Genomic DNA, 12,847 nt, shown 5'->3' with positions numbered 1-12,847 from the left:
GTAAATCTGCATCAATCGGCGTGGGGCAGCGTAAGTCGATGTGAATCGGACCCATCCGAGCCACGCCGCGAATCGTTCCGCCCGCTCAAGCCGCGGTACGGGTGTGCTCGATCTGGCCCTGAATCGTCTGCGGGTTGATCAGGAAGTTGTAGATCGGGCACGTGCGCTCGACCGCCTCATGCAACGCAGCGATCTGCTCGGGCGACGCCGGCGATTCGATATGCGCCGTATAGCGCACATTGACCGGATAGACCGGCACGTCCTCGAAACCCGGGTGGCCGCCGCGATGATCGATGTTGGCCGTCACCTCGACGTTGATGGTGTCGAGCGGCACGTCCTGCAACGCCGCCTGCGTCAGAAAGATGTGCGTAAGGCAGGTGCCCAACACCCCAAGCTGCATCTCTTGCGAGCCCGGCCCCAGCGAGTGACCGGCCAGCTCGGGGCCGCTATCGAAAATGATCTGGAAGTCGCGCACGCGAATGCGACGCACGCCGGTACGACCCTCTGCGCTCACACGCGCGCTCAGTTGCGCAGGTTGCGAACCGTCGTCGCGGATCTTGTTGCGCCAGCTCGTAACGGCGCCCTTCTTTTGCAGCAGATATTCACGTAAGTTGCTCACGGAAACCTCTTCCTTGAAATCGATGAAATGAATGGGATGAATGAGACGATGCCCACGCAGGCCGATAGCGCGCTCAGGCCGTCGCACGCGCGGCAGCCGCCGCCAATACCGTGTTGAAACGGGCATCGAAGACAGGGCGCACCTCCACTGGCCGCGCGATGATGCCGAGCGACGCGAAGCGATCGGCCTCCTGCTGCACGGTAGCGATGAGCGTCTCGTCGATGGGCGTGAACTGCCCGCCTGTACGACTCGCAGCAAGCGCGGCCGCTTCCGGCGTCAAACGTGCGGTTTCGATCTGCTTGCCGGCCCACGCCTGCGCATGCGTGCGCACCCAGTCCGCCGCGACCTGCGCCCGCACGAGGTAGTCCTGCAACGCCGCGCGCCGTGCGCTGTCGTCGAGCACGGACTTGCTCGCAAACTGAAAGGAGTAAGACAGCCGCTGGGGTGTCGCGAGAATGCGCGCGCCATACTGACGCTGGGCAATGGCCGCATTCGGGTCCCAGATGCCCCACGCATCGACCTTGCCGCTGATGAGTCCGGCCAGACCGTCGGCGGGCGTCAGGTAGACGGGCTCGATGTCCTGCCAGCGCAAACCCGCCTGCTCGATGATCGACACCAGACTGTTGTGGAAGCCCGAGCCGCGAAAGACCGCCACGCGCTTGCCCTTGAGTTCGTTCACCTGATGTAACGGCGAATCGCCACGCACGAGCAGCGCACCATACAGCCCGTTGTTCTGCGCACCCACAACGAAAGCATTGCCCGGCCGGGCGGCAATCGCAAGCGTGGGGGTGTCGCCGCCGGAGAAGACGTCAATATGGCCGCTGAGCAGCGCTTCGAGCGCGGGCGGCGCCGCATCGAAGCTCGCCCACTCGATGCGATACGGCAGATCGCGCAAGACGCCCGCGATCTGAACCTGAACGTCCGGACCGAGCCGGCTCGCCAGACCGACGCGCAGCGTCACGCCTGCGGGGATCGCCTGTGCGGCACGGGATTCATCACGGGAATAGGCACTGAAGGAAGCGGCTAGCGGCGGCAAACCAAACGCGGCAGCGCCCGCCAGGCGAAGCGTGCTGGAGAGAAAACGTCTACGACCCACGGGGGTGTCCTCTGCGGTGAAAAACTGATATCCGCATCGATTACACCACCCGTGTTGCGCGCTCCCAACCAATCATTCACAACAAGGAATTTCGCGCGTGCGGCATATGCAATCCCGCCGGCCAGCGGCACCGTAATCGTTCACGCACACGCAGCGTTTCGCCTGATAAGCCTCAGCGCCCGACCTCCGCCAACGCCTTCAGACTCACCGAGAGCATTGCCAGATCGGCATTGCCCACGGCCACCTGATCGGCAAGTACACGGTGGTAGCGCGTCAACGCCTCGGCATGCGCGCGCTGCCACCCCGCGACAAGCCTGCCGGCAGGACTTTGGTCGACAGAGTCGATAGCATGGCCATCTCCATCGCGCCGCTCACCGGCCGTATGACGATCAGCACGCTCCCCCGCTTCAAGCACGCTCGCCGTCAAACGCCGCCGCAGCACCGACAACTCCTCGAGCAACGTGGCGCGCGCGAGCCGCTGCCAGTGCGTCTGCATCGGCAAACCCAGTACGCCGGTCTGTAACCAGCCGTAGCCGAGCGGCGCATCGAGCGCGAAATACACCTGCGCGGCCAGCGCCGGTTCGCGCCCGCTGGTGCTGGCCACTTCGGCAATGTCGAGCAACGCCACGCGTGCGCCAATACCTGCCGCCGTTTGTGCGAGCGACGTCGGCACGCCCGCGTCGATCATGGTCTGTGACCGGACGCGCGCGTCGTCGGCCGCCTCGCCGCTGACCAGCGTGTCGAGCGCGGGCAGCAGCGGATCGAGCACGCCGCGCAACCGCTCGACGGTCTGCGGCACGTCGGTCAGTCGACGACGCAGGAACCACAACGTCGCCTGTTCGTGCCACTGCGCAATAGCCGTAAAGAGCGACGCCTGTGTCTCGTGGGAAACACGCGCATCGAGCGCATCGACCTCGCGCCAAAGAGCGTCGAGACCATAGGCGCCCCGCGCGGCCAGACTGGCCCGCACGACGTCGGCCGGCTCGGCGCCCGTCTCCTCGCTCAATCGGTGCACGAACGTCACCCCCGCCCGGTTGACGAGCGCGTTGGCGTGCATCGTGGCGAGAATTTCCCGTTTGAGCGGATGACGCAGCATGGCCGCACCGCATCGGCTCGCAAGCGGCGTGGGGAAGTACGACGGCAACTCCTCGGCAACGAAGTCGGCATCCGGCAGATCGCTCGCGAGCAGTACGTCGTAGAGCCACATCTTGCTGTAGGCCATGAGCACCGCGCGCTCCGGCGACGTCAGCCCGGCACCGGCCGCGCGACGCGCGTCGAGCGCTTCGTCGTCCGGCAGGAACTCGATGGCGCGCGCGAGCCGCTGCGCGCGCTCCAGATAGCGCATGAAGCGCGCGTCGCCGTCGAGCGCCGCCGCCGCACGCAACCGTCCCAGCGACAACGCCTGCGTTTGCAGGTAGTTGTCGCTCAACACGAGCGTGCCGACCTCTTCGGTCATTTCCGCGAGCAATGTGTTGCGCTGCTTGAGCGTCATCTCGCCATCCGTCACCACCAGACCCAGCAGAATCTTGATGTTGACCTCATGGTCGGAACAATCGACGCCCGCCGAGTTGTCGATGGCATCCGTGTTGATGCGCCCGCCGTGCTGCGCGTACTCGATGCGCCCGAGTTGCGTCAGTCCGAGATTGCCGCCCTCGGCCACGACCTTGCATCGCAGCTCGGCACCGTTCACGCGCAAACCGTCGTTGGCGCGATCGCCCACCTGCGCGTGGGTCTCGGTGCTCGCTTTCACATACGTGCCGATACCGCCGTTGTAGAGCAGATCGACCGGGGCTTTCAGGAGTGCGCGCAACAGGTCGGTCGGCGGCATCTCGGTGGCGTCGGTGCCAATCAATTCGCGCACCTGCGCCGAGAGCGCGATTGCCTTCGCCGTGCGCGGGAACACACCGCCCCCCTCGGAGATGAGACGGGTGTCGTAATCGGCCCAACTGGAGCGCGGCAGTTGGAACATACGCTCACGTTCGGCGAAGGACTTCGCAGCATCGGGTGTCGGATCGAGGAAGATGTGCCGATGGTCGAACGCCGCCACGAGCCGGATGTGCCTCGACAGCAACATGCCGTTGCCGAACACGTCGCCCGACATATCGCCAATGCCCACGACCGTGAAGTCCTGCGATTGCGTATCGACGCCCATCTCGCTGAAATGCCGCTTGACGGACTCCCACGCGCCGCGCGCCGTGATGGCCATCTTCTTATGGTCGTAACCGACCGAGCCGCCTGAAGCGAAGGCGTCGCCCAGCCAGAAGCCGTACTCTGCGGAGATGGCATTCGCGTAATCCGAAAACGTGGCCGTGCCCTTGTCCGCCGCCACGACGAGATAAGGATCGTCGCCATCGATACGCACGGTCTGCGGCGGCGGCACCAGTTGGCCGTCGACATAGTTGTCGGTCAGATCCAGCAAGCCGCGCAGGAACGTCTGATAACACGCCACGCCCTCGGCCAGATAGGCATCGCGATCGCCCGGCGACGGGGGCTGCTTCACCACGAAACCGCCCTTGGAGCCGACCGGCACGATGACCGTGTTCTTCACCATCTGCGCCTTGACGAGGCCCAGCACCTCGGTGCGGAAATCCTCCCGGCGATCCGACCAGCGCAGGCCGCCGCGCGCCACCCGCCCGCCCCGCAAATGCACGCCCTCGACACGCGGCGAATACACCCAGATCTCGAACATCGGCTTCGGCTCGGGCAGCCCCGGCACCTTCGAGGGATCGAACTTGAACGACAGGTACGCCTTTTGCGCTGCGTCTTGATCTTTTGTCGCGCCGTCCTTGCCCGTCTGGAAGTAGTTGGTGCGTAGCGTCGCCTCAAGTACGCCAAGGAATTGACGTAAGATGCGGTCTTCGTCGAGATTGGGGACGTCTTCCAGCGCCCCGTGAATTTGCGTACGTAATTGTTCGGCACGCGACTCGCGGACATCCGCACTTAACGCGGGGTCGAAGCGCGCGAGGAACAGACGCACCAGCATGCCCGCAATCGACGGGTTGCCGGTCAGCGCACTCTCGATGTACGCATTGCTGAACGTCGAGCCGACTTGCCGGATGTACTTTGCGTACGCCCGCAGAATACGCACCTCGCGCCAGGTCAGACCCGCCTGAAGCACGAGCCGGTTCAGGTCGTCGTTTTCGACGTCACCCGCCCAGATACGGGCGAAGGCGTCTTCGAAGCGCGAGCGGGCGTGCTCCAGATCGACGTCTACGCCGTCGAGGCTCGTCATGCCGAAGTCGTGCATCCAAACCACCCCCGTGTCGGCGGGCTCAATCCGGTAGGGCCGCTCGTCGTTCACGCGCACGCCAAGGTGCTCGAGCATGGGCAGACTGCGCGAGAGCGCGATGGGTTCGTCTGCCTGATAGATCTTGAAGCGCAACGTGCCGGGCGCCGCTTCCAGCGGCCGGTAGAGCTGCATGGCGAGCGGCGTGACGCCGGCCGCCCTCACAGGCGCGGCCGGCGCGGCGTTCAGCAGCGGCTCGATCAGCTCGACGTCTCGCACTGCCACGCGGGCGGCGTAGTCCTCGCGATATCCCGCCGGGAACGCCTGCACATAGCGCCGCAATGCCCGCGTGCCACGTTCCTCGCCCAACTGCTCGCGCAATGCGTCGGACAGATCGTCCTGCCATCGGCGCGTTGTCTCGACGATGCGGGCTTCGAGTTCGGTCACATCGACATCCGGCACATGCCCCGGCTCGGTACGCACGGTGATGTGAATGCGCGCGAGCATCGATTCGGAGAGTTGCGGGGTGAACTCGACGCCGGTGCCGTGATAGGCCGCCTGCAACAGGTTCTGCACCCGCACGCGCAGATCCGTGTTGAATTTCTCGCGCGGCACGAAGACCAGACAGGACACGAAGCGGTCGAAACGATCCCGTCGCACGAACAAACGCGTGCGCTGACGCTCCTGCAACCGCAGAATCCCCAGCGCGATATCGGCCAGTTGATCGACGTTGATCTGAAAGAGTTCGTCGCGCGGATATTGTTCGAGGATCGTGGCGAGCGTCTTGGCCAGATGCCCGTTCGGCAGGAAGCCGGTACGCCCGATCACCTCGGCGACTTTGCGTCGCACGAGGGGAATTTCGTCGGCCGGCACCATGTAGACGGTCGACGTGTAGAGCCCAAGGAAACGCCGCTCCCCGCACACGCGCCCCTGCGCATCGAAACGTTTGACGCCCACGTAATCGAGATAACCGGGACGGTGCACGCTCGCCCGCGAGTTCGCCTTCGTCAGGAAAATCGGCGCACTCTCCTGAACGATGCCGATAGCGCCGGGCGACAGGCGCGTCACGTCCGGGGTGCTCGCGTCTCGCCGGGCCTCGCGCAGCACGCCCAGACCGGTGCCCGCCACGCCTTGCAGGTAGTGCTCCCCGTCACGCTCGACCAGTTCGTAGTCGCGATAGCCGAGGAAGGTGAAGTGACGGGCGAGCATCCAGTCCAGAAACGCCTGCGCTTCGTCGATCTCTGCGCGCTCGTGCGGAGTCACGCCCTTTTGCGCGGCGCGCTGCGCAAGCGCTTCGATGGCCGCGTGAGCGGCTGTCTGCATGGCACGCCAGTCTTCGACGGCGGCGCGCACATCGCCGAGCACGCGTTGCAAACCGTCTACCAGCGCCTGAATGCGCTCGGGCTCGGAGAAACGGTCGACTTCAATGTGGATATACGATTCGAAACGGCTGCCGTCGCCGGTGGTGTCAGCGCCGCTCTGCGCCTTTGCGCCGGACTCGCCGGCCTCGCTGGCGGTTCCTGACGCCAGCAATGCGCCGACGTTGCTCCCGGCACTCGCCGCAACCCGCTCGCCCGACGGTGCAGGCCGCACGAGGCCGCCGCCCGGCGCCACCGCGACGCGCTTGCCCGCCGCATCGCGCTTGACGCGATAGACCGGGTGAAACGCCGAATGCAGCGCCAGCCCCTGCCGGTTGATCTCCATCGTCACCGAATCGACGAGGAACGGCATGTCGTCGTTGACGATCTCGATGACCGTATGGCTGCAATGCCAGCCGTGCTGATCGAGCGTGGGGTTGTAGATGCGAATGCGCGGCTCGCCGCTGACGAACTTCTGGCCGAGTTGCCAGTGCGCCATCGCCGCGCCATAAAGATCGGCGACACTGCGCGAGACGACATCCTCGGGGTCGGCCAGACCGTAGTAATGCTGGACGAAAGGCTCGAACAACGCGGCCACGTCGGGCGCTCGCTCACGGGCCATCGTGACGACTTCCGCCATGTGCTGGCGGACCTTCTCTTCCGGATGCGCGGGCATGGGCACCTCTGCGGGAATGGACGAGATTCGGGGGACGGTCCCCGGGACATCGACAGGCAAGGCCATGCTACGCCCGGCGGGGCCGGACTGGCAACGGCGTCTACCCTGAGATCGGGTATGCTGGCCGGGCCTGACGGCCGCTCACCGGCCATGCGTCGGCAATCCGGCCGAATCACCTGCCTGCCAACTGCCCGTCACCTGCCCGGTATAATTGCGCATGAACTCAAAAGCCACCGATTTGCGCACCGACAGCGCCCCCGCCACCGCCACAACCCCTTTCTCGAGCCTGCCGCTCACGCCTGCCATGCAGGAGAACCTCGCACGGCTCGGTTACGTCTCGATGACGCCCATTCAACAGGCGTCGCTCCCCGACATGCTCGCGGGACACGACATCATTGCGCAGGCCAAGACCGGCAGCGGCAAGACCGCCGCGTTCTCGCTCGGCCTGCTCCAGCGTGTAGACGCCCGAGATTTCGCCGTTCAGGCCGCCGTGCTCTGCCCCACACGCGAACTCGCCGAGCAGGTCGCGCAGGAAGTGCGCCGCATCGCCCGCGCCGAAGACAACGTCAAGGTGCTCACGCTGTGCGGCGGCTCGCCGATTCGTCCGCAAGCGGAAAGCCTTGCCCATGGCGCGCACGTGATCGTGGGTACGCCGGGCCGCGTCATGGATCACCTCGATCGCGGCACGCTGTCGCTGGCCGGTATCAAGACCCTGGTGCTCGACGAAGCCGACCGCATGCTCGACATGGGCTTTTTCGACGATATCGCCACGGTCGCGCGCCAAACGCCCGCCTCGCGCCAGACGCTGCTCTTCTCCGCCACCTACCCGGAAGGCATCGGCAAGCTCGCCCAGCGCCTGCTGCGCACGCCGCGCGAGATTCGTCTGGAAGAAAAGCACGACGCGAGCAAGATTCGCCAGCGCTTCTATGAAGTGCGCGACGAGGAACGTCTGCACGCCGTGGGCCAGTTGCTCGACCATTTCCGCCCGGTCAGCACCATCGCGTTCTGCAACACGCGCGCGCAGTGCCGCGACCTGACCGACGTGCTGCGTGCCGAAGGCTTTCACGCGCTCACGCTGCACGGCGATCTGGAGCAGCGCGAGCGCGATCTGGTGCTGATTCAGTTCGCGAACCGCAGTTGCTCGGTGCTGGTGGCGACCGACGTGGCCGCGCGCGGGCTGGACATCACCCAGCTCGAAGCGGTCATCAACGTCGACGTGACGCCCGACCCCGAAGTCTATGTGCACCGCATCGGCCGCACGGGCCGTGCCGACGAGGACGGCTGGGCCTTCAGCCTGGCGACCATGGACGAGATGGGCCGCGTCGGCAACATCGAAGCCGCGCTGGGCGGTGAAGTGCCATGGCACAAGCTCTCGGAGCTCACGCCGTCGGGCAGCGGGCATCTGCTCCCGCCGATGGTGACGCTCCAGATGCTGGGCGGCAAGAAGGACAAGATCCGTCCGGGCGACGTGCTCGGCGCGCTCACGGGCGAAGCCGGTTTCGCCGCCGCGCAGATCGGCAAGATCAACGTGCTGGAGAACTTCACGTATATTGCTGTGGATCGCGACATCGCCCCAGTGGCGCTGCGCAAGCTGTCCGACGGCCGCGTCAAGGGCCGCAAGGTCAAGGTAAGATTCCTGCAGGATTAATTTTCGGATCATCCCCCGAGCGCCGCGCGCGTCAAGGAGGCTGCAATGAGGTCATTGCGTACCCTGTTGTTCTTCCCTGTGGCGCGGCGCCGTGCGCTTGTCCTGCTAAGCGCCGCCTGCGTGGCAGCGTGCAGCACCAGGGGCGTGCCGCCCAATCCCGCCCTCACCGACGACACGCTCGACGAATACGCCATCGTCATCGTCGGCCTCGACACACCGCTGCAAAGTACCTGGGGTCCGTGGAATTATTCGGATTTCAATCAGACGGTCAACGGCATCGTCGGCGGCAAGATCACCCGCACCCTCAACAGCAATCCGCCGACACGCGGCTTCGTCGCCATGCGTGTCTCGCCACTCATGCGCAACGAGCGCTTCGGACCGATGGAATTCACTCCCGCAGACAATAGCTACCGCTTTCGCTACTGCAAGGGACGCAAGGTGCCGACGGTGCAGGTACGGCGCGGCGACGTGATCTACGCGGGCACACTTGTGCTCGACAGCCACGACGGCAAGATCTGGCTGCGCACCGAATTCGACATGGCAGGTGCACGACGCTTCGTGCAGGCGAACTACCCGTCGCTCGCCAACAAACTTCAGCCACAACCGTTCACATACTTCGAAGTGAAGAGCGAGCCGAGTTGCCGGTGAGCGGCGCACTGCTTCGGCCTGCTTCAGTCCTCTTTCGCCTCATCGCCGGGCGTCAGCACGATCTCCCGCCCCTCGCACAACGCGTCGGCGCGCTCGCTGAGTTCGCTCGCGACGTCCGCCAGATGACGCCGCAGTGTGTCCGCCAGCACCGACTCGGGTGCATGCGCGGGACGCAACATCTCGACCGGAAATTCGATCGCCGGCGCGACGCGATACAACCGCTGTGCCTGCACATGCGCACTCGCTGCCGTGAATTGATCGAGCAGCGCATACCCGAGACCATGCTCGACGAGTGCCGCCGCGAGCGAGTACGTTTGCACCATGACCTCGGCGTCCTGTAGCAACGCCGTCTGGTCCAGACGCTCGTTGATCAAGGCGCCCAGCGGCGTATCGTCGTGCAGCTTGATGAGATCGCGTCCGGCAAGCGCGTCGGCGCTCGCGGGGCCGCGCCGGGAGAGCTTCGGCCATGAGGCCGGCACGGCCAGCACGATGTGTCCCTGCGCCACGGGACGGCTCACAATGCCGGCCGCCATCGGCGGCGCAGAGACGATGCCGACATCGACCGACGACGTGAGGATCGCGGTAATCGTCTCGCTGGTGTGATGCGTGATGAGTTCGAAGACCACATCGGGATGCGCACGTCGCATGCGCTCGATCGCCGCGGGCAGCAGACTCTGCGCAAGACTCGGCGTGACGGCGATGCGCAGATGGCCCACGCCATGCTGACGCAGATTGCGCGACGTGGTACGAAGCCGCTCCAGATCGCTGAAGATGCGCTCGACGTCGGGATAGAGACGACGGGCCTCCGCGGTCGGCACAAGGCGCCCCTTGACCCGATCGAACAGCTTGAAGCCGAGTTGCTGCTCGGCATGTTGCAACACGCGAGAGACGACCGGTTGCGATACGTTGAGCAATTGCGCCGCGCCGCTGGCCGATCCTGTCAGCACCACCGCGCGAAACGTCTCGATATGCCGCAGTTTCATGCCTGACGTCGTCTCCCTGTCTCTGAGGCCGGTTCGGCAGCACCGCCGACCCTATAGCAAAAAGACATATGCTGCCTCAAATCCGCATAGGTTACCGAATTTTCTCCCTCTACACTGCCTGGCAAGGGGTGTGAAGAAGACCTGCCGCGAGGCCCCCGTCCCGCGTCTCGAATTTTTTCCCGCCTTGCTTTCCTTCGCGTTTTTCGTTGTTATCTATCGTCATGCACATTGGAGTTATCGGGGCAGGCATCGTCGGCCTCGCCAGCGCGTATCAGTTGCTTCGCGCAGGCCACGAGGTCACGGTCATCGATGCCGGACGCGCGCCCGGTCTGGGCACCAGCTTCGCCAACGGCGGCCAGTTGAGCTACGGCTACGTGTCGCCGCTCGCCGCGCCCGGCGTGCTCTCGCAACTGCCGTCGCTGTTGTTCTCGCGCACCGGGCCGTTGCGTATCAAGCCGTCGCTCGATCCGGATTTCTGGCGCTGGTCGCTCTCGTTCGTCGCGCATTGCAATGCGAAGGCGAACGCCAGCTCCACACTGCAACTGCTCTCGCTCGGTCTGCATAGCCGTGAGGTGATGCTAGCGTTTCTGGCACAGGAATCCGCATCGTTCGAATATCGGCTGAGCGGCAAGCTCGTGGTGTATCGCGACGCAGGCAAGCTCGCCGCAGCGGAGCGCTCGCTCGAACTGGCCAACGGCCTCGGTTACCCGCAACGCCGTGTCGACGCCGCGACGTGCGTCACGCTGGAGCCCGCGCTGGGCAAGATCGCGGGAGAACTCGCTGGCGGCATCTACACACCGGGCGAAGGCACCGGCGACTGTCAGATGCTGTGCCGGGAACTGGCCCGTCTCATTGGCGCCCACGAACGCGGCACGCTGCTGTTCGAGCGCGAAGTGACCGGCTTCGATGTGCGCGGCAACACCGTGCAGGCCGTTCGGACGCACTCGGGCGATATCGCGCTCGACGCCTGTGTGGTCGCCAACGGTCTGGCTGCCGTGCCGCTGCTGCACGCAGTGGGTGAGCCGGTGTCGATGTATCCGCTCAAGGGCTACAGCCTGACGTATCGCGATGCGCCGGTCGATGCACGCCCGCAGGTGTCGGTCACAGATGCCGACAACAAGGTCGTGTACGCGAGCCTCGGCGAGCATCTTCGCGTGGCGGGCATTGCCGATCTGGTGGGGTACGACTATCGCATCGCCGCGCATCGCATCAACGCGTTGCGTACGCTCTCGGCGGGGCTGTTCCCGTCGTTGCGCGGCACGCCGGCGCCGCTGAAATGGACCGGCATGCGCCCGTCCACGCCGCACGGCCGCCCGATCCTCGGACGCGCGGACAAGCTGGGCAATCTGTGGCTGAACGTCGGCCACGGCGCATTGGGTTTCACGCTGTCGATGGGCGCCGCGCGCGCTATCGCCGACGCCATCGACGGCAAGCGTCCCGCCGTCGATCTTGCAGGGTTTGCCCGTCTGGCTGCATGACGGCGGGTACTCGAACATAGCAACGCCCCGCGCCGGCAGCCGTCATGACACGTCATGGCGTCGCCAGCCGCGGCGATTCAGTGGCATCACTCCCACGGGGACCGATGGGGGAAGTGTCGGGTTGTATCAGTGTTTTCGGCGTTTTGACATTCCAACGGCGCGGACCACCGTGCCATTCACTTCCGATAGGACAGAGACCATGAAGAAGCTGTTTGCTCCCCTGCTGCTCGTCAGCGCTGCTGCCGCCCTGTTCGCGCACACCGCGAGCGCACAGGAACTGACCGGCACGCTCAAGAAGATCAAGGACACCGGCGTGATCGCCCTCGGGGTGCGTGAGTCGTCGATTCCGTTCTCGTACTCGGACAACACGGGCAAGACGATCGGCTACTCGCAGGAAATCGCGCTCAAGATCGTCGACGCCGTCAAGAAAGACCTGAACCTGCCGAACCTGAAGATCACGGAAACGCCGATCACGTCGCAAAACCGTATCGCACTGATGCAGAACGGCACGATCGATCTGGAGTGCGGCTCGACCACGCATACGTTCGAGCGCGCCAAGCAAGTCGGCTTCTCGCACAACATCTTCCTGTATTCGATCAAGATGATCGCCAAGACGGGCTCGGGCATCACCGACCTGAACAGCCTGAAGGGCAAGACGATTGCGACGACGGCGGGCACTACGGCCGACCGCATTTTGTCGGGCAAGAAGGGCGAGATCGGCTTCAACCTGATCCAGACGAAGGAGCACTCGGACGGCTTCCTGACCGTCAAACAGGGTCGCACCGTGGCCTTCGTGATGGACGAGCCGCTGCTCTACGGTCAACGCGCAGCCTTGTCGGCTGATGAAGCCAAGGGCTACGAAGTCGTGGGCCCGAACCTCCAGTTCGAGAACTACGCGTGCATGCTGCGCCGCGACGACCCGGCCTTCACCAAGGTGGTCAACACGGTCATCGCCGACATGGAAAAGTCGGGGGAAATGGAAAAGCTGTACAACAAGTGGTTCACGCAGCCGGTGCCGCCGAAGGGGCAGAACATGAACTACCCGATGACGCCGGAAATGCGCGCCATGTTTAAGGACCCGATCACGAAGGCTTACGACTGATCCTGACGGATTG

The 12,847-nt window shown here is 64.9% G+C and carries 8 protein-coding genes; 4 read left to right on the top strand and 4 right to left on the bottom strand.

The genetic code is table 11. The annotated features are described in order from the left end of the window. Positions 1-85: 85 nt before the first annotated feature. From ACIPHM_RS16025 to ACIPHM_RS16015, 3 genes are all read right to left on the bottom strand, one after another. A complete protein-coding gene (locus ACIPHM_RS16025) occupies positions 86-619 on the bottom strand; it encodes an OsmC family protein (protein ID WP_400329924.1) in 534 nt (177 codons plus the stop codon). Between the two features lie 73 nt (positions 620-692). Beyond that, positions 693-1,715, bottom strand: coding sequence for a PhnD/SsuA/transferrin family substrate-binding protein (locus ACIPHM_RS16020; RefSeq protein WP_400329921.1), 1,023 nt, complete (start codon positions 1,713-1,715; stop codon positions 693-695). 172 nt (positions 1,716-1,887) lie between these two features. Next, on the bottom strand, positions 1,888-6,975 hold the full coding sequence (locus ACIPHM_RS16015; protein WP_400329918.1) for an NAD-glutamate dehydrogenase: 5,088 nt from the start codon (positions 6,973-6,975) through the stop codon (positions 1,888-1,890). Between the two features lie 217 nt (positions 6,976-7,192). Between ACIPHM_RS16015 and dbpA the strand changes: the two genes are divergently transcribed. Further along, the gene (gene dbpA, locus ACIPHM_RS16010) at positions 7,193-8,623 is read left to right on the top strand and encodes an ATP-dependent RNA helicase DbpA (RefSeq protein ID WP_400329916.1); all 1,431 of its coding nucleotides are present in this window, start codon (positions 7,193-7,195) and stop codon (positions 8,621-8,623) included. A gap of 45 nt (positions 8,624-8,668) precedes the next feature. Then, positions 8,669-9,271 (top strand): hypothetical protein, encoded by a 603-nt coding sequence (locus ACIPHM_RS16005; protein WP_400329913.1) that lies wholly within the window; start codon positions 8,669-8,671, stop codon positions 9,269-9,271. Between the two features lie 23 nt (positions 9,272-9,294). Here the strand turns inward: ACIPHM_RS16005 and ACIPHM_RS16000 are convergent, their stop codons facing one another. Further along, the gene (locus tag ACIPHM_RS16000; protein ID WP_400329910.1) at positions 9,295-10,254 is read right to left on the bottom strand and encodes a LysR family transcriptional regulator; all 960 of its coding nucleotides are present in this window, start codon (positions 10,252-10,254) and stop codon (positions 9,295-9,297) included. Positions 10,255-10,475: 221 nt separating this feature from the next. On the opposite strand from ACIPHM_RS16000, the gene ACIPHM_RS15995 reads away from it, so the two are divergent. Together ACIPHM_RS15995 and ACIPHM_RS15990 are read left to right on the top strand one after the other, a co-directional pair. Then, entirely contained in the window at positions 10,476-11,732 is a 1,257-nt protein-coding gene (locus tag ACIPHM_RS15995) for a D-amino acid dehydrogenase (RefSeq protein WP_400329908.1), read from the top strand. Positions 11,733-11,931: 199 nt separating this feature from the next. Next, a complete protein-coding gene (locus ACIPHM_RS15990; protein ID WP_400329906.1) occupies positions 11,932-12,834 on the top strand; it encodes a transporter substrate-binding domain-containing protein in 903 nt (300 codons plus the stop codon). The last annotated feature ends 13 nt before the right edge of the window (positions 12,835-12,847 follow it).

Source organism: Pandoraea sp. NPDC087047, assembly GCF_044745225.1.
Lineage (GTDB): Bacteria > Pseudomonadota > Gammaproteobacteria > Burkholderiales > Burkholderiaceae > Pandoraea.
This window is presented reverse-complemented; position numbering and strand designations above follow the sequence as displayed.